Origin of the sequence: Acinetobacter sp. KAM396 (assembly GCF_021602765.1) — a bacterium.
Lineage (GTDB): Bacteria > Pseudomonadota > Gammaproteobacteria > Pseudomonadales > Moraxellaceae > Acinetobacter > Acinetobacter towneri_A.
The window spans coordinates 83693-102411 of sequence record NZ_BPPH01000009.1 but is presented as its reverse complement, the minus strand read 5'-3'; the positions used below and the strand labels follow the sequence as shown (position 1 = coordinate 102411).

Sequence of the window (18719 nt, the reverse complement as noted above, 5' to 3'; positions counted from 1 at the left end):
TGTTAGATATCGACGATTTTAAAAAATTAAATGATCAATATGGACATTATGTGGGTGACTGTGCTCTACAACATCTCTCTCATATAGTTAAAGGCAATTTACGTAATCATGATTTATTTTGTCGTATTGGCGGTGAGGAATTCATTATTTTACTAAACAATATTAACTTAAATGAAACTCAACGTATTGCGGAACGTATTCGCTTGTGTATTGAACATCAATCATTACATTTAGAAAACTGTGAACCTATAAGATTTACAGTAAGCATGGTGATGTTACATATTCAATTGCCAACCAATCTCCCTTTACAAGAATTAATTATTCAAGCAGATCAGGCGCTATATCAGGCAAAGATGCAAGGTCGTAATCGGGTCATTCTTGCTTCTTATACAAAAATAGCATACAACTGAAATTTGACAATAAAGATTTTCAGGATTGAAATGAAACTTGCAGAATACCTCCAATATGATGCTTTAGGCTTGGCAGAGTTGGTTGCCAAAAAGGATGTTCAAGCTTCTGAATTATTAGATATTGCATTATCACGTGCCGAACAAACGAATCCTCAATTAAATGCCATTATTATTCCAATGCATGAACATGCACGTCAACGCACACAAACACAATTAACAGGTCCATTTGCAGGTGTGCCCTTTTTAGTCAAAGACTTATTTCAACAATATGCAGGCTATCCGACTTCATATGGCTGTCTGGGTTTAAAACGTGCGCATCATCTTGCAGAACAAAATGCAGAAATTGTAAATCGTTGGGAAAATAGCGGAATCGTTACCTTTGGACGTACTAACACGCCTGAATTTGGGATTAAAGGCATTACTGAGCCAGATGCTTGGGGCGCATGTAAAAACCCTTGGAATTTGAAACACAATAGCGGTGGTTCTTCTGGTGGTTCTGCGTCGGCAGTTGCAGCAGGTATTGTCCCAATTGCAGGAGCAAGTGATGGCGGTGGTTCAATTCGTATTCCTGCATCTTACTGTGGTTTGTTTGGTTTAAAGCCAAGTCGTGGACGCACACCATGGGGGCCGCAACTCAGTGAAGCTATGCATGGTGCAGCGATGCAACATATTTTAAGTAAAAGTGTACGTGACAGCGCAGCAATGCTCGACGCAACACATGGTGCAGATGGTCATTCACTTTTCAAAATTGAAGCTCCTGAACGCAGTTATTTAGATGCAATTCAGCAAGCGCCAAAAAAATTAAGAATCGCATATTCGACCCAATCTCCGATTGGTACAGCTGTTTCACAAGATGCCATCAATGCCATTCAAAAAACCGTACAGCTTTTAGAATCTTTAGGGCATGAAGTGGTTGAAGACCGTCCTGCTATTGATGGCATGCAATTGGCCAAAGATTTCATTACCACATGGTTTAGCCAATTTGCTTATTTAATTGCTGAAATTCAAACTCGCCTGCCAAATCATTCCGATAATTTTGAGCTAGACTCTTTGGCTTTGGCTGCCTTTGGCGCAAAAACCACGTCAGTAGATTACATTCGCAATTTGAATAATTGGGGGGTATATGTCGCACAAATGAATCAATTCTTTGAGCGTTATGATTTATACCTCATCCCTGCAACTGCCTCAGTTGCACCAAAAAATGGCGAAGTTAAAACTCCTGCATGGCAAAAACCAATTTTAAAAACACTATTACATGCAGGTAAAGCACATTGGTTAGCGCAAGGTAAATTGGTCGATCGCATTGTCAAAGAAAACCTAAAATGGGTGCCATTTACTCAACTTGCCAATATTACTGGGCTGCCTGCAATGTCTGTGCCATTGTATTGGAATAAAGATAACTTACCATTGGGTTCGCAATTTATTGCGCCTTTTGCACGTGAAGATGTGCTTTTACAACTGGCTGCACAACTTGAAACGGCTCAACCGTGGTGGCATCAATACGCTAAAATCCGTATTTAATGTAGCAATCAATTAGTAAGAAGCAAGCAAACTATACCCATCCAACTTTGCTTGCTTCTATTTTTGATAAAAGAACGGTATCACTGCAAAATCACCAATCTAGGCTTTGGTATCACTCGACATTGACTGCGATTCTAATTGCTTTGGCAATCCCCAAATAAAACACAGACCAACGAGTGTAGATAATCCTGCAAAAATAAAAATCCATTCGCCTGAAACAATATCCCAATAATGCCCTGCCAAAATACTCCCCAGTGCAACACCTAAACCCCACATGGTACTGTAAAGTGCTTGCCCACGACCTTGTTGCCCTGCAGAAAAGTTTTGAAAAATCAACCGCATGGCAATGATATGAAATAATCCAAAACTAAAGGCATGGATGCTTTGTGCAAAAAAATGTGCAAAAAATATGGATGGAAATAAACCAACTATCACCCAACGTAAGCCTGTTAAAATTAAACATACGGCAACCAGTGAACGCCAAGACCAACGCTTTAAAAACAAACTCGCATAGGCAAACATAATGATTTCAGCAACCACCCCGACAGACCACAATAAACCGATCTGACTTGTGCTAAATCCTGCCTGACTTAAAAAATTACTATAAAAACTATAAAATGGTGCATGCGAAAACAGCAAAATCAATTCAATAATAAAAAATGAATAGACCACTGGGCGCTTTAAAATGGGCAATAAGGGTTCAAGTTGTTTTTGTGCAATGGGTGCGGTGCTTGGTTCTTGAATACTGAACGACCATAGAAATGCCAGTAAAGAAATACTGAGTAGCAACATCGGTAACATGGAGATTGGTATAATTTCTAAAATAGCACCTATGCCAAAAACCCCGACAATAAAACCTATAGAACCCCATTTACGCACTTTGCCATAGAGTTCTGCACGTTTCTCGCCCAACCAAAACAAAGTCACGCCTTCAAATTGTGCCAAAATTGCATTTTGAAAAAAGCTAAAAATCAGCATAAGTAATGCAACAGACTGAAAGCTATTCGGAACAATAAAAATCAGTAACCAAATGCTGGCTTCCATCCAAGTTGCGATGCGTACCAAAAGCATCCGTTTGCCTGATTTATCTGCAATCCATCCCCAAATAAAAGGCGCGAAAAATCGAGTTAAAATGGCAATGGAAGATAAAACACCAATTTCCTGATAATTAAAGCCCTGATCTTCTAAATACAGGCTCCAAAAAGGCAAAAACGTCCCAACAATTGCGTAGTAGAAAAAGTAGAATCCACCTAAGCGTGTCGATATATTCAAGGCTTGCATCAATGTGTATTTCCTTGATTTTTCAAACACATAAATAAGTGCATTATCTGACCTGATCTAAAATTTTATGACAACCGATATATTAACACTGTAGTCCTTTAATTTTGAGTGATTGGCTGATTAAAACGCAAAACCCTGAAAATCAGAGCAAATTTTCAGGGTAATATTGAGAAAATTTCTTAAAATTTTTAGCCGCAAGAAGCTTGTATAATAATTTTAGTTTTCGGATCGACCACCACAGTGACTCGATTCATACGATAATCCATTGTTACAGGCTGACCTGGTGTAACCATTCTCACAATTTCAGCTCGGGTAAGCGCTTTAATTTGTGTTTCAGTCAAACCTGTTTTACCAACTAACTGCGCAGCAGATTCTGGGACACAATTTTGCATGGTCTGTGGCACCTGAGTTTGTTCATTGATAGGCTGATTACTACACGCCGCTAAAGTTGCCACACTTAAAACAGCCAAAACACTATATAACTTTTTCATGTTGATACTCGTTTTTAATTTCTTCAACGCAACTTAAAATAACATAACTGATTTAATACTAGAACTCTTGCAAAAATCATTTTTTAATCAATTCCATGTTGTAAATTACAGCTATTAAATTTAGGCGTAAACCCATGCGTTTGCGCCGATTGCGATAATGCTCAGCAAGGAGAATGGTTTGGTGCAACAAAGCCATGCACTTATAAAAATTGGATAAGCCGAGTAGCGTCAGACGCATTTAAAAATCCCCAATATAATTTATGACAAGTTATAACATTTCATATAAATGGTGTGATTTTTTAATGATCAGTAAATTTTTTAAGTATCTAAATACTGAAAAACCAAATCGAATTTTGAGAGTTTTTTATACAATTCATCTTATCTTGATCTTTAATTTGTTTCACTTTTATACATAAAAAATAATGGCTTATCTTAGTAAATACTGCCCTAGGCTAAATTTAAGACAAAAAAATCCCACATGGGAATGTGGGAAAACTAAGAAACTACAGCTATGTTTCGTTCGATTATTTTATCGTCATCTCACCAACAAACAGTGGCAAAAAATTACTTTTTAAGTCTATTTTACACCTTTAACACAGCCATTAAAAAGCATCGAATGATAGAATTTACGCAAAGTTTATTTCTGATCCAACTCTAGCAAACCCAGTTTGGCTTCAGAAATGATCATCTAATTTTCTTCATTTTGCTTTTTCTTTTGCTAAAGTGGGAAAGCACTAACATCAAGACGCTCCACTAGTCTGATGTTACATTGAGTCTCTGTCTAATTTAGATTGATATGCCTTTAAATCACTAGAACTCTAACAATGATGGTTTGATGTTCTTCATTTTCATCAATCAGTTGTAAACGCTTTTGTTCTTTACTCACCACTTTAAAACGCAAGTTTTGATATTCAATAATGCTCGGAATTTGATCAAAATATTGTGCATCAGCATCAAATTCATCTTCAAATAATGATGTACCAAGTTGATAATCAATGCTTTTTAAAACGATGTATTTCACCGTTGTTTTCATCCTAGCATCCTTTCATTAGTTTTTTGCTTTACTTTTATTTGTATCACCGTTCATGTAAAGATTAAACCTATAATTGTAAATTTTGCTGTATTTATAAGCAGTTAAATCATGAATATCTTATTTTAGTATTTCACTTTTTATGTTTTCACACAATTCGATAAAATTCAGTATAGTTGAGCAGCTTACTCTATTCTTTTGTAGATTTATCATGATCAAACAATGCTGTGCTTTACTTGAAAAACGCCAACAGACTGTGGCTTTTATTGAAAGTGCCAGCTCAGGTTACTTATGTAGCCAGTTTTCTATTTATAAAAATAGCGGTGCGAATATTTTACTTGGTGGACTAGTCAGTTACGATCCAAATATTAAACGTGAAATCCTGAAAGTCAGTGCAGAACTGATTGATACTTATAGTGCAGAATCACCCGAAGTCACTCAAGCCATGGCAATTCAGGGGCAAAAGTTATTTAGCCGTGCTGACTTTGTTGTAGCGTGCACAGGCTTACTCAAACCAGGTGGCAGTGCCACACCTGAAAAACCCGTCGGGACATTTTTTATCGCTATTCAATATCTGCAGCAGACTTATCATTACCAATATTTTTTAGAAGGTAATCCCTTACAGCGTCTAAAAAAACTAACCAATTTGGTTGCTCAAAACCTGATTAATTTAATCCAGCAAGATTCTAATACGCCAACGACATCTTGAAATAAACCTAAAGAATAAACTGCATAACTCACACAATTTATTCATGGTTCAGTCGTACACTCATTTTTATGTATTAAGTGGATGATCTATGCCATGCGCTACAACGCTATTCTTTTCGTTACTACCAGTTTATGGCTACCTAGTTTTGCTTTTGCAACTGTTGGTGGTCCACAAAATATTGAAGTTTTAGGTTTAGATCAAGCAGATAAAAAAATCTATTTATTGCGACACTATTTAGATGGTCGCGGACGTTTACCGCAATTGTATTACTATCAACTCAACCGCAAGCAGTCACCTGCGAAACTGATTGAAGTTCAATCACTGTATATCAATCCAAAAACCAAACGCATTGATTATGATCAGAACAGTCAAAAGTTTGATCGTGAAATTGCTAAAATTAGAAAACGGTTGAAACCTTTGACGCCAATCCGAGCCAGTTCTGCCAAAATTAAAACCCTTTCAAAAAAGACAGCTTATGTCGCATCATGGTTTGATCCTGAAATTAAAGTTCCCCAATTCAACTACACCTACCGCATACGCTATGGCAATTTAAAAAGTCCGATTCAACAGGCGGTAGATTATAAAACAGGGTTAAGTATTTCTCAGCGCTATCAAATTCCACAGCAGAATAAAGTGTTGATGACCGTAAAATATTTAGGTATCCCTTTTGAAACAGGTTATAGCATTGAAGACCCTGTTCTTCTGTCACGCTAATCTCAGCAATGATCCCTCAAAAAAATAAGGTTCCATTGCTTAACAATGAAACCTTATCTTCAGCCTAAACTGCTGCATCACATGATGTTCATGCACGGTACAGCTTTTTAGACAACCAATTAAGCAGCCGAACGCTCTGCAATTGGTACAACTTTACGCAATTCTGGGCCTGTATAATCTGCACTTGGGCGGATAATACGGTTATCTGCACGCTGTTCCATCACGTGTGCTGCCCAACCTGTTACACGGCTCATCACAAAGATTGGTGTAAATAGTTTGGTCGCAATGCCCATGAAGTGATACGCAGAAGCATGGAAGAAGTCGGCATTACAAAATAATTTCTTCTCACGCCACATGACTTCTTCACAACGCACTGATACTGGATAAAGTACGGTATCACCTACATCTTGCGCTAAACGCTCAGACCAGATTTTGATAATGCCGTTACGTGGATCATTGTCTTTATAAATCGCATGACCAAAGCCCATGATCTTTTCTTTACGTTCCAACTTGCCTAGCATTTCACGTTCAGCTTCTTCTGGCGATGTCCAATTTTCAATCATTTCCATCGCTGCTTCATTCGCGCCACCGTGTAATGGGCCACGTAATGAACCAATCGCGCCTGTAATACATGAATGCATGTCAGACAAAGTTGATGCGCAAACACGTGCTGTAAATGTTGATGCGTTGAACTCATGCTCTGCATACAAAATTAATGACACATTCATGACTTGTTCATGCAATTCATTTGGTTTTTCACCACGTAATAAATGCAGGAATTGTGCGCCAATTGAATCATCATCCGTATTTTCTTCAATACGCACGCCATCGTGGCTATAACGATACCAGTAGCAAATAATAGCTGGCAAAGTCGCCAAGATGCGGTCTGCTACATCTTGTTGCTGTTCAAATGACTGTTCGGTTTCTAAGTTACCTAGCATTGAAACACCTGTACGCATCACATCCATTGGGTGTGAATCTGCAGGAATACGCTCAAGCACTTCTTTGAGTGCTTGAGGCAATGCACGTAAAGATTTCAATTTTGCTTTATAGGCAGCCAATTGCTCTGAAGTCGGCAATTCACCAAAGAAAATCAAGTATGCAACTTCTTCAAACTGACAGTTTTCTGCCAAGTCTTGCACATCATAACCACGGTAAGTTAAGCCTGCGCCACTTTTACCAACAGTTGAGAGTGAGGTTTTACCTGCCACTTGTCCACGCAATCCTGCGCCTGTGAGTACTTTTCCTTCAGCCATTTTTTTAATTCTCCTGTTTGAACAGCTTGTCTAATGTATTTTCAAAAGTATGATAATCAAGGAATTCGTATAATTCTTTACGTTGTTGCATTTTGTCTAAGACATTCACTTGCGTGCCATCTTTACGAATGGATTGCATCACTTCAAGTGCTGCTTTTTGCATAGCACGAGTTGGTGAAAGTGGATACAACACCATGCGAATGCCCTGCTCAGCCAATTCTTCAGTGGTGTAATAAGGGGTATCACCAAACTCGGTAATGTTTGCCAATACAGGTACACCTACGGCATCACATACAGTTTTATACATGGTAATATCAGTCATAGCTTCTGCAAAAATTGCATCTGCACCCGCTTCCACACATGCGCAAGCACGGTCAATAACCGCCTGTAAACCTTCTTTTTGCAAGGCATCAGTACGTGCCATGACTACAAAGTTTGAATCGGTTTTCGCATCAACAGCCGCTTTAATACGATCAACCATTTCTTGCTGGGTTACAATTTCTTTGTTTGGACGATGTCCACAACGCTTTTGTGCAACCTGATCTTCAATATGAACTGCAGCAGTACCCGCAGCAATCATTTGTTTAATACTGCGGGCAATATTGAATGCACCGCCCCAACCTGTGTCAATATCCACCAATAATGGTGTATCAACACGCTCAGTAATACGACGTACATCTTCCAAGACGTTGTCTAAACTGGTCATGCCCAAGTCAGGTAAACCGTAAGAATAGTTGGCAACACCTGCACCAGATAAATAAATGGCTTTATAGCCTACTTGTTTTGCCATCATGGCAGCATAAGCATTTACCGTGCCGATAATTTGTAATGGCTTTTCGACTTCCAAGGCTTGTCTGAATCTTAAGCCCGCAGATGTTTGTTCTGTCATCTTCCTTTCCGCTTTTCTTACTATATTTTTCGAGATTCGAGTATATCGAGAATGCGAGATCACGCCATGGCTTTTTAGAATCTATACTCTAAAACTTTAGTCAAATAATTTTCAAATTTATTGCACAATAAATTTTCGTGATGTTGGTTATTCTTTATTTTTGATAAACACAGCTTTTTAGTACACTAAATAAGCAAAATTTAAACTATTTTCTAAAAATATGGCTTTTTCAGCTCAAATCATGCCATGTGCAAGTACACTTCGACACAGCACGCTGTACATATATTTGTTATAATGACAATCTCCCTTCTATTTAATTGATGATTTTTTACTCAATATGCACGAACTCGCCCATTTCGCTCCTTTAGGTAAAGATATACCACCAACCAAGCGTGGTCATGAGCGATGTGTAGCGTTATTAGTCAGTGCAACTGAGCTATTTTTAGAGCGTGGTTACGATGCCGTATCTTTAGATGATATTGTACAACACGCAGGTGGTTCTAAAGCGTCGATCTATAAATACTTTGGCAATAAAGAAGGGCTATTCAAGGCCATTTGCGATTATCGCCGTGATAAGTTTTTTCAGGATATTCACATTCCTTTTGAACAAATTGATTCAAATTTACGTGGTTATCTGATTCAAACTTTGTTGAATTTTTACTATCACATTCTAGAACCTGAAAATGCAGCCTTTATGCGTCTGGTATTAGAACAAAGTCAGCGCAATCCTGACATTGCCTTACACATACATGAGCGTGGACCTTTGCATGTTCAATTGTGTATTGCCAAAGTGCTAGAACATGCCAGTCAACAAGGAGTTATTCACTGCGAACACCCAGTTTATTCGGCACAACTTTATTTTGGTATTCTAAGAAATGTTGAGTGGCGCATCATTATGGGGATTCCAAAACAAGAAACATTACAAGAAACAACCAATTATTTAAGTTATTGTGTAGATCGCTTTCTAGAAGCACATCAAAAAGCTTAGAGTTTTTGCAATTTGTGCATCTTATAGTATATTAGCCGATTCCCTTTTTTCACTTAACTAACCAACAACTAATTGTTGTTTTTTCTCATTCAGCAATTATTGTGGAGTAACGAATGGCTCTACGTCACTTTCTAACATTGCGCGATTTTTCGACTTTAGAACTGAATCAAGTTTTGCAACGCGCCATTGAGCTCAAGCGTAAACAGCATAATAATGAAGTTTTCCAGCCTTTTCTTGGCAAAGTTATGGGTATGATTTTTGAAAAATCCAGCACCCGAACCCGTGTATCGTTTGAAGCTGGCATGAGTCAGTTTGGTGGTAGCGCTATTTTCTTATCATCACGTGACACTCAATTAGGTCGTGGTGAGCCAATTGAAGATTCTGCACGTGTCATTTCAAGCATGCTTGACATTGTGATGATTCGTACCTTTGGTCACGACATTGTAGAACGCTTTGCTTCTTACTCTAAAGTTCCTGTCATCAATGCCTTAACTGACGATCATCACCCATGCCAACTCCTTGCAGACATGCAAACCTATGTTGAACACCGTGGTTCAATTGAAGGTAAAACTGTGGCGTGGATTGGTGATGGCAACAATATGTGTAACTCATATATTGAAGCAGCACACATGTGGGGCTTTAATTTAAAAATTGCGACACCGAAAGGTTATGAGCCAGAACAGCGCTTCCTGTCTGAATTTGCACACTGCGTAGAATTGGTCGATTCTGCTGAGGATGCAGCAGTGAATGCTGATCTGATTGTGACCGATGTTTGGGCAAGCATGGGACAGGAAGAAGAACAAAAAATTCGTGAAAAAGCGTTTGCAGACTATCAAGTGAATGAACGCCTGATGGATTTAGCACATCCTGATTGTTTATTTATGCACTGCTTACCTGCGCACCGTGGTGAAGAAATTTCTGAAAATATGCTCGATCACAAAAATGCTGTAGTGTGGGATGAAGCAGAAAATCGCTTACATGCTCAAAAAGCATTGGTTGAGTTTTTATTGAATGAAAATCTTAAAAAAGACTAAGCTTTAAAACCCGTCTTAAATATTCGCAAAACTTTGATGAGTTTTGTTACAAACAGCACCAAAAGGTGCTGTTTTTTTATTTGGCTCGCTATAATCTTGAGTTATGGTCTATTTTTCTAAAATTTCTAAAAGAGCCTAGATAAACAATATGATTGATAAAACACTTGCCACAATTACGCTGTGCACTACTACACTGATCGCGAGTGCTTCACTTTATGCCAAAGCCAGTGAATTAGATCAATATTTAGTCCAACAAAAGATTCTAAGTGCAGATTATAAAATTCAAAATATCGTCGCTTTAAATGAAATTTTAGATGTCATTAGTGATGAAGATTCTCGTACTATGCCTTATCAGGTCGATCAAAATACAGTGATTGAACAAAGTACGGCGACAGACAAACAAATCAATATTCGTGGCATGATTATTTCACCTGACTTCACGCAGTTTGTAGAAAGTACGGGTTATAACAATGTCAAAAATATGATTAAACAAAACTTAATTCATAATTGTGAATCTATTTTTGAGCATCAGTTCCAACGGGTAAATCCCTATGTATTGAACTTAAAACTCAGTGCAGAAAAAACCCAGTTTAATGTGCACTTAGCGAATAATGAATGTCAATTTAAAGTGGACTGAATTGCTTTTAAACTAAAGGAACCTCTGTCTTTAGGTTTAGTATTTAGGTCAAATACGATCTACCGTATTAAACCTTGAGGTTGTAAAATAATGATCAATGCACCTAAAACCACTACCATTCCACCGAACATATCCCAACGTGTTAAATTGACCTGATCTACATACTTTAACCAAATCAAGGCAGTGCAAATATAAATGCCACCATAAGCAGCATAAATTCGCCCCGATGCCGCAGGATGTAAAGTCAGCAGCCATACAAAGGCCGCTAAAGCCAAAACTGTTGGCACCCAAAGCCACTGCGATTTTCCCTGGTTCAAAATTAAATAAGGAAAATAACAACCCAATATTTCCATCACTGCTGTTATAAAAAACAAAAGTATGGTACTGGCAATTTTTGTGATCTGAATATCCATAACTGACTTTACTTAAAAGAGGAATACACAAAAAATAACCCATGTTCAACATGGGTTATTTTCATTCATGATGATGCAAGATAAAAGTTAAGCAGGTTCAGCAGTTTGATCTTCAAATACTTCAAGTTTCAAACCAACCGCTTTACCATTCTCTTTCTTCACAGAAACAGCGACATTACCACCCTGTTCAGCCAATTCACCGAATAAAATCATTTCTGCCAATGGCTTTTTCAAGTGTTCCTGAATCAGACGTTGCATTGGACGTGCGCCCATTAATCGGTCATAGCCATGCTCAGCCATCCATTCACGCGCATCTTGATCAACCTCAAGAATGACTTTTTTATCATCCAATTGAGCTTGTAATTCAGTCAAGAACTTATCTACTACATTTTCAATCACGGTAGTAGGTAGAGCCTTAAATTGAATCACACCATCTAAACGGTTACGGAATTCTGGCGAGAAGGCTTTTTTCATTGCTTCCTGGTTATCATTACTGTTGTCTTGATCCATGAAACCAATACTCACGCGGGAAATACTTTCCGCACCAATATTGGTGGTTAGAACCAAAATCACATTACGGAAGTCTGATTTACGACCATTATTGTCGGTCAATGAGCCGTGATCCATAATTTGCAGCAATAAGTTAAATACGTCAGGATGTGCTTTTTCAATCTCATCTAGCAACAACACACAATGCGGGTTTTTATGAATCGCATCGGTAAGTAAGCCGCCCTGATCAAAACCGACATAACCCGGAGGCGCGCCAATTAAACGTGAAACTGCATGACGCTCCATATACTCAGACATATCAAAGCGTACTAATTCAACACCTAACAATTTTGCCAACTGCTTAGTGACTTCGGTTTTACCCACACCTGTAGGGCCTGCAAAAACAAAGCTGCCGACTGGTTTGTCTGGTGTTTTTAAGCCAGCGCGTGACAGTTTAATTGCAGATGCCAAAGCTTCAATGGCTTCATCTTGCCCAAACACTACGCGTTTTAAATCACGCTCTAAATGTTCAAGTACGCTCTTGTCATCTTTCGATACGGTTTTTGGTGGAATACGTGCAATTTTCGACACGATATCTTCAATGTTTTCAACTGTGATTAAGGTATCATCCTGCTCGGCTCTTAAACGGCGCTGTGCACCCGCTTCATCAATCACATCAATAGCTTTGTCTGGCAAGAAACGGTCATTAATAAATTTAGCCGATAGCTCTACCGCAGACACCAAGGCTTTATCGTCATATTTCACTTGGTGAAATTCTTCAAATTTCGATTTTAAACCACGTAAAATATCAACTGTTTCAGAGATTGAAGGTTCATTGACATCAATTTTTTGGAAACGGCGTGACAGCGCATGGTCTTTTTCAAATACCTGACGATATTCTTGGAATGTAGTCGAGCCAATACAGCGTAAAGTACCATTTGCCAACGCAGGTTTAATTAAGTTTGACGCATCCATAGTGCTGCCCATGCTCGAGCCTGCACCAATAATCATGTGGATTTCATCGATAAATAAAATTGCATCAGGTTTCTTTTTTAAGGCATTTAATAGTTGTTTTAAACGCTTTTCAAAGTCACCACGGTATTTGGTACCCGCGACCAACGCACCAATATCTAAACTATATACTTCAGCATTTTCGAGTGGCTTTGGTGCTTTACCATTCACAATCAACCATGCCAAACCTTCGGCAATAGAGGTTTTACCCACCCCAGGATCGCCCACTAACAATGGGTTATTCTTACGACGACGGCACAGAATTTGTGCAGCACGCTCAATTTCTTTTTCACGACCAATTAATGGATCGGTTTTTCCCTTTTGTGCCTCGGTATTCAAATTTAGCGTGTAAAGTTCTAGCGGGCCTGCGTTGGCAGAGTGTGAACCTTCCCCATCTAACTCTTCAACCTCGTCTTCAGCCTGCGCTTCATTTTTACGCGTACCATGTGACAGGTATTGCGTCAAAGTTAAACGGTTGATTTGATGGCGTTTAAGTAAATAGACCGCAAAAGAATCACGTTCTGAGTACATCGCTACTAAAATATCGGCGCCTTCTACAGTACGGTCACCACCGCTCGATTGCACATGGAAAATGCCACGTTGCAAAATTCGGTCAAAACTTTCTGTTGGATGCGGGGCTTGATCATTATTTTCAGCAAGTTTAGGGGTATGTTGTTCTACATATTCTTCTAGTTCTTTACGCAGTACAACTACATCTGCACCACATGCTTTCAACGCATTTACAGCAGAGTCATTATCTAATAAAGCCAATAATAAATGTTCAACCGTTAAGAACTCATGTCTCTTCTGACGAGCCATGCTAACAGCCAAACGTAAGGATACTTCTAATTGACGACTGAGCATGTAACCCCCTTAATCTTTAGGCTCAATCTGACAAAGCAATGGATGACCTTGTGATCGAGCGTAATTATTGACTTGGTTCGCTTTCGTTTCCGCAATGTCCCGCGGATAGACCCCTGCGATACCTTTTCCTTCATAATGTACAGTTAGCATTACTTGAGTCGCTTGGTCAAGATTCATTGCAAAGTATTGTTGTAAAATTTCAATTACAAAGTCCATTGGGGTGTAGTCATCGTTCATTAAAACGACAGCATATAAAGGTGGACGCTTTAATTGAGGCGGTGCTGTTTGTAACGCAATATCGCCGTCGTCTTCATGCCCCGCATCATCCACACTTAAACGTGGACTCACATGCCAATCGACATAGCCAGATTGGTGAAACGTATTTTTTATTTCATTTAAACAAATTGATCGTTTTTGACTTCGCATAAGGTTTATATATCACACATTATTGAGCACTGGCTTCTGCTTGTGGAATTTCAGAAATAAATGCTGAATCGGCTTCCACAGCTTTACCTTTGCTCCAACTGAAGCGTTTAATCACAGGAGTTGCGCCATTTAAACGGACTTCAATAAAGTCTGGATTAAAGCCTTTAGGCATGCTCCAGCGCCCTGTTAAACGCTCATAATTATCAAAATTAAAATTGCTATCTTCCATCGGAACAACCAGCACTTCTGTGCCTTGAATTAAACGCAGTTCTAGCGTACCGCTTGCACGTCGCTTGCTAGGACTCACTTGCACCAAATCGATCTGATATTCATAAGCATTGTCTGGTAATGGTTTTACCCCAAGATTTTGCACAGTCAGGCTTAAGCCACCACGTTGGCGCAAGACTTCACGATAAATCGCGCTCATGCCTTCAGTACGTTGCTTATCTTCAGTCGCTTGAGTGAAAGCTTGATACAAGTCATTGGAATTACTGACCGCAACATCACGTTCTTGAATCGCAACGTTTAAGCTCTTATTCAGACTTTCAAGACGCGTTTTTTGTTCTTGCACCACTTCAACCAGTTGTTCTGCATCGGCATCGTAACCAACCACAGTTAAGCCCTGACGATGCCCGACTGAATAGCCCAAAAAGCCACTACCTAAAATTAAAATGGCAGCACCAATTGCCAAAGGCGCATTGCTTTCAAGAAATGGCTTTTTTTCTGGCGGTGTAGATGAGGGTGTCGTGGTTGAATTCGACTGTGACGTGGTTTCTGTATCGGTGTTATGCATCGTCATCTCTTGTTTTGATTCATTCAAAACACACATTTAAATCGAAATCTAAATGTGTGTGAAGTTGAAAAACGTGTTCTTATGGTAATAAACCAATCACCTCAAGTCCTGCATGTTCTGCAAAACCAAACAAGAGGTTCATATTTTGTACTGCTTGCCCTGCTGCACCTTTCACCAAGTTATCTTGTGCCACCAAAAGTACTAATTTTTTCGGTTGTGGCTTATACAATGCGATACGCAACTGGTTAGCGCCACGTACCGAGCGCGTTTCTGGTGAACTATTGGCAGGCATAACATCTACAAACTGTTCATTGGCATAAAACTGCTCATATATGCTTTGTAAATCTACTGCATCACCTGCATCAGTTAAATCTGCATAGATAGTGCTGAGCATACCGCGAATCATAGGGACCAAATGCGGTACAAATATAATGTGATTAAACACATCTTTTTGACCTGAAATATTTTCCAGTGCTTCTACAATTTCTGGGTGATGGCGATGTCCTGCTACACCATACGCCTTGAAGTTATCTGCATTTTCAGAATAAATCATACCTAGACTAGCTTTACGACCTGCACCAGATACGCCTGATTTTGCATCAATGATAATGCTTTCAGGTTTCACTAAAGCTTCAGTTTGTTTAAATAGTGGCGCTAAACCAAGTTGCACAGTAGTCGGATAACAACCCGGGTTACCAATCACCTGTGCTTGTTTAATTTGTTCACGGTTGAGTTCAGACAAACCATAAACTGAGTCTTTCAAAATCTCAGGACAAGCATGTTGCATACCATACCACTTTTCAAACTGTGATAAGTCTTGCAAACGAAAGTCTGCTGCTAAATCGACCACCTTGGTATTGGCTGCTACAAGCTCTGCAGCATGTTGCATTGCAACACCGTGGGGTGTAGCAAAGAACACCACATCACATTTTTTTAATTCTTCGATGTTTAAATCTGAGTAGCACAGATCTGTGTGTCCACGCAGACTTGGAAACATATCGTCTACACGACGACCCGCTTCTGTACGTGAAGTCAATACATTTACTTTTACATTTGGGTGTCGTAGCAAAAGACGCAATAATTCAACGCCTGTATAACCTGTACCACCGACAATACCAACTGAAATCACGTGCATTACCTCAATTCAAAAGCATGTTTAAGCTAACGCTATAGTATGACAGGAAGTTTTAGTTTTCTAAACTGTTTTGCTTAGTTATTAGTTGAAATTAGTATTTTCTTTATCTTAAAATATCCAAGTTAGCATCTGGTTTTAATTTATAATAATTTACTAAAATTTAAGCACCCATTCGCCCATTAAATAATGATAGCTATAGTCGGCACCATAATATGAAGCACTGTTACTATAACCCGCATTTAAGCGCACAAATTGGTTTTGATGAATTGGACTCTGTATGTTCAGTTCAAGTAATTCTGTTGATTGGCTCGGTGCATCAGCCACTTTTTCTCGTCCATAACCGAGGGTAATCCCAGTCATCCAACCTTTGTATCTTTTACGCCACCCCAGAGCTAACATACTTTCTTCATAATCTTTAGGATTAAAATACAACCCCGCAACATCATCCGCATCACTTTGATACATACGGTATCGCGCCTGCAATGTTAAGCCATGTTCTAAGGATGGCTGGTAGATTAATTTTAAGCGACCATGATCACGGCGATTATCATCTGAAAATAGTTGCGTTGCTGCCAAACCAACCACAGTAACATGTGGCCCTATTTGCTGATCAACCGCGCCACCCAAATAGGTAAAATGTATACCTTGCTCTAAAGCTGAACGTGTTTCGACCCAATCACGATTTGCAAATACTTCTACTGCGGTACTTTTAGTTAGTGGTTGACGGTAGCTACCATCAAAGGTGGCTAAGGTATGGTCATTTTGTTCAAAGACCCCAGCTTCAAGCGTCCATCCATTTGCAGTTGCAGCTTCTACATTTTTAGCAATAATTGATACTTTGTAAGCGTCACTCTGCCAATCATCAATTTTGTAATTATAAGCACTAAAACGTACACCTAAATAATCATTTGCATTGTTGTATTGAGGAAAAACTTCAGCTGATATTTTTTTTGTTTCAAAACCTTCACTATCATGGCTAATGAAAAACTCCATGCCTGCAGCCAAGTCTAAGGGTTGTATTGCTGACGACTCACCCGACTGCACATGGGTTGAAAGTAAGCAAAAAAAGCATAATGAGAAACCAAAATTCATATTGCTAGATTTCATTTAGTACCCCATTTTTTACGTGTTTTCAAAATTTCATCCAAGTAGCCTAAAATGCTTGCTGGTTGCAACAAGAAACTATAAGCCAAAACATAAATAAAGAAACCCGTTAGGTTTTTACGTATTTTAAGATCCATAGCTTTAAACATACGTTTTTCAATACTGTAGTTGAGAAAACCCAACAAAAAAGCCATAGGCAAGAGTGCCAAAGTCATTGGACCAACTATCCAAAAATGACCAAAACATGCCAAAATAATTCCAGGAATAAAACCAAAGGTAAAGGCAATATCTAACCATGGAAACAGCACATTCCAATAAATAAAGAATGTAGATAACCGCGGCTTAATCAAAATACCTGGATGCTTAATAAAAGCCTCAATCATGCCCCGTGCCCAACGCTGCCGTTGTTTAACAAACACTTTGAGTTCCGTCGGCGCATTGGTAAATACACAAGCATCCTCCGAATGTCCAATACGGTAACCTGCTCTGAGCAATGCCCAAGTAAGTACAATGTCCTCACCTACACATTCAGGCCAGCCACCCACCTCAACCAGTGCATTACGATCATAAATTGAAAATGCGCCTTGAGCCACCAGCGTACCTTGATATAAAGACTGCAAGCGTTTTGTCGCAGCAATGCCCAAAAAATAATCCCACTCTTGCGTTTTTGTCAGTAAATTATGACGTGAATTTCGAACCAAAATTTTACCTGCAACGGCGCGTGTATTCGAGGGATCTGCAACATAGCGCTCCACAATGCATTGCAAAGCAAAATGGTGTAAGTAGGAATCTGCATCAACAGTAAGCACCAAATCATGTTTGGCTAATTTCAAACCCTCATTTAAGGCATGAGCCTTACCTGCATTTTGGGTTAAATCCAATAAAGTCAGCCATGAATACTGAGTTTCAGCCTGTTTGACCAGTTGTGCAGTACGATCTTTAGAACCGTCATTGATCACAATGACTTGCAGTCCACCCAGATAATTCTGTCTATCTACACTCTTAAGCGTGTCTAGAATAGAAAATTCTTCATTGTATGCAGCTATGAGAATTGTAATATTCGGATATACATCTAAAATTTTTCGTTTAGGCCTTTTATCCATCAACAAACTCAAAGCAGCAAAGGAATTCATAAATCCAGGAATAATCGCAATACCATAAATAAAGAATATCGCTGCAACTGACCCAATCAATTGGCTCAAATCACGTATCCAATTTTCAGCCATCCATAAAGAAAACCATGTCCACAGACAGGCTCCAATGAAAGCGATCACAAATTTAACGCGTACAGAAATATAAAACCGTTTAGCAACACTGCTACGATCATGAGTAACCATATACACACGCCCCAACCCAAACACATAATATCAACAAAGTTTCACAAATCAACAATAAAATGTGACCTATGTAACATTTTAAATTATTTATAATTATCTCAACAAAAATAGTTGAGTAAATACTCTAATTATTACCATAAGAAAATAATCATAATCCAGTTTCTACACTTACGCGGAAGTAAAGATT

Annotated in this window: 18 protein-coding genes and 2 pseudogenes; 7 read left to right on the top strand and 13 right to left on the bottom strand. The window is 38.9% G+C overall.

Annotated elements, in window-relative coordinates; translation table 11 throughout:
* A partial coding sequence (locus tag L6C30_RS07065) for a GGDEF domain-containing protein (protein ID WP_236162664.1) occupies positions 1-410 on the top strand: 410 nt, incomplete at its 5' end.
* Positions 411-440: 30 nt separating this feature from the next.
* Complete coding sequence (locus L6C30_RS07060) at positions 441-1931, top strand: amidase (RefSeq protein WP_236162665.1); 1491 nt, start codon at positions 441-443, stop codon at positions 1929-1931.
* Between the two features lie 99 nt (positions 1932-2030).
* Here L6C30_RS07060 and L6C30_RS07055 read toward each other — a convergent pair whose 3' ends face one another.
* The 4 genes and pseudogenes from L6C30_RS07055 to L6C30_RS07040 form a co-directional block, all read right to left on the bottom strand.
* Positions 2031-3212, bottom strand: coding sequence for an MFS transporter (locus L6C30_RS07055; protein WP_236162737.1), 1182 nt, complete (start codon positions 3210-3212; stop codon positions 2031-2033).
* 188 nt (positions 3213-3400) lie between these two features.
* Positions 3401-3601, bottom strand: a pseudogene (locus L6C30_RS07050) (I78 family peptidase inhibitor); the annotation flags it as partial.
* A gap of 178 nt (positions 3602-3779) precedes the next feature.
* A pseudogene (locus tag L6C30_RS07045) lies at positions 3780-3875 on the bottom strand (IS5/IS1182 family transposase); the annotation flags it as partial.
* Positions 3876-4505: 630 nt separating this feature from the next.
* Positions 4506-4736 carry a hypothetical protein gene (locus L6C30_RS07040; protein WP_234114903.1) on the bottom strand — a complete coding sequence of 77 codons (231 nt, stop codon included), beginning with the start codon at positions 4734-4736 and terminating at the stop codon, positions 4506-4508.
* A gap of 208 nt (positions 4737-4944) precedes the next feature.
* On the opposite strand from L6C30_RS07040, the gene L6C30_RS07035 reads away from it, so the two are divergent.
* Together L6C30_RS07035 and L6C30_RS07030 are read left to right on the top strand one after the other, a co-directional pair.
* The gene (locus L6C30_RS07035) at positions 4945-5442 is read left to right on the top strand and encodes a CinA family protein (protein ID WP_236162666.1); all 498 of its coding nucleotides are present in this window, start codon (positions 4945-4947) and stop codon (positions 5440-5442) included.
* 93 nt (positions 5443-5535) lie between these two features.
* The gene (locus L6C30_RS07030) at positions 5536-6156 is read left to right on the top strand and encodes an aminotransferase (RefSeq protein WP_236162667.1); all 621 of its coding nucleotides are present in this window, start codon (positions 5536-5538) and stop codon (positions 6154-6156) included.
* A 119-nt stretch (positions 6157-6275) separates the two neighbouring features.
* Here L6C30_RS07030 and prpC read toward each other — a convergent pair whose 3' ends face one another.
* Both prpC and prpB read right to left on the bottom strand, forming a co-directional pair.
* The gene (prpC, locus tag L6C30_RS07025; RefSeq protein ID WP_004973461.1) at positions 6276-7412 is read right to left on the bottom strand and encodes a 2-methylcitrate synthase; all 1137 of its coding nucleotides are present in this window, start codon (positions 7410-7412) and stop codon (positions 6276-6278) included.
* 4 nt (positions 7413-7416) lie between these two features.
* Entirely contained in the window at positions 7417-8301 is an 885-nt protein-coding gene (gene prpB, locus L6C30_RS07020) for a methylisocitrate lyase (protein ID WP_236162668.1), read from the bottom strand.
* A gap of 337 nt (positions 8302-8638) precedes the next feature.
* Between prpB and L6C30_RS07015 the strand changes: the two genes are divergently transcribed.
* The 3 genes from L6C30_RS07015 to L6C30_RS07005 all read left to right on the top strand — a co-directional run bounded on the left by L6C30_RS07015 (position 8639) and on the right by L6C30_RS07005 (position 10960).
* Positions 8639-9289, top strand: a complete 651-nt coding sequence (locus L6C30_RS07015) for a TetR/AcrR family transcriptional regulator (protein ID WP_236162669.1) — start codon at positions 8639-8641, stop codon at positions 9287-9289.
* Positions 9290-9402: 113 nt separating this feature from the next.
* The gene (gene argF, locus L6C30_RS07010; protein WP_236162670.1) at positions 9403-10323 is read left to right on the top strand and encodes an ornithine carbamoyltransferase; all 921 of its coding nucleotides are present in this window, start codon (positions 9403-9405) and stop codon (positions 10321-10323) included.
* A gap of 148 nt (positions 10324-10471) precedes the next feature.
* A complete protein-coding gene (locus tag L6C30_RS07005; protein WP_230244987.1) occupies positions 10472-10960 on the top strand; it encodes a hypothetical protein in 489 nt (162 codons plus the stop codon).
* Positions 10961-11019: 59 nt separating this feature from the next.
* Here L6C30_RS07005 and L6C30_RS07000 read toward each other — a convergent pair whose 3' ends face one another.
* The 7 genes from L6C30_RS07000 to L6C30_RS06970 form a co-directional block, all read right to left on the bottom strand.
* Positions 11020-11373: a YnfA family protein gene (locus L6C30_RS07000; protein WP_230244989.1), complete on the bottom strand. Its 354-nt coding sequence runs from the start codon at positions 11371-11373 to the stop codon at positions 11020-11022.
* An 87-nt stretch (positions 11374-11460) separates the two neighbouring features.
* Positions 11461-13737 (bottom strand): ATP-dependent Clp protease ATP-binding subunit ClpA, encoded by a 2277-nt coding sequence (gene clpA, locus L6C30_RS06995; protein WP_236162671.1) that lies wholly within the window; start codon positions 13735-13737, stop codon positions 11461-11463.
* Between the two features lie 9 nt (positions 13738-13746).
* Positions 13747-14163, bottom strand: coding sequence for an ATP-dependent Clp protease adapter ClpS (gene clpS, locus L6C30_RS06990; RefSeq protein ID WP_236162672.1), 417 nt, complete (start codon positions 14161-14163; stop codon positions 13747-13749).
* Between the two features lie 19 nt (positions 14164-14182).
* Entirely contained in the window at positions 14183-14956 is a 774-nt protein-coding gene (locus tag L6C30_RS06985) for a DUF6776 family protein (protein WP_236162673.1), read from the bottom strand.
* 79 nt (positions 14957-15035) lie between these two features.
* Positions 15036-16091 carry an N-acetyl-gamma-glutamyl-phosphate reductase gene (gene argC, locus L6C30_RS06980; protein WP_236162674.1) on the bottom strand — a complete coding sequence of 352 codons (1056 nt, stop codon included), beginning with the start codon at positions 16089-16091 and terminating at the stop codon, positions 15036-15038.
* 153 nt (positions 16092-16244) lie between these two features.
* Entirely contained in the window at positions 16245-17198 is a 954-nt protein-coding gene (locus tag L6C30_RS06975; protein ID WP_236162675.1) for a hypothetical protein, read from the bottom strand.
* Positions 17195-18421 carry a glycosyltransferase family 2 protein gene (locus tag L6C30_RS06970; RefSeq protein ID WP_236162676.1) on the bottom strand — a complete coding sequence of 409 codons (1227 nt, stop codon included), beginning with the start codon at positions 18419-18421 and terminating at the stop codon, positions 17195-17197. The genes L6C30_RS06975 and L6C30_RS06970 overlap by 4 nt, the downstream gene beginning before the upstream one ends.
* Between the last annotated feature and the right edge of the window lie 298 nt (positions 18422-18719).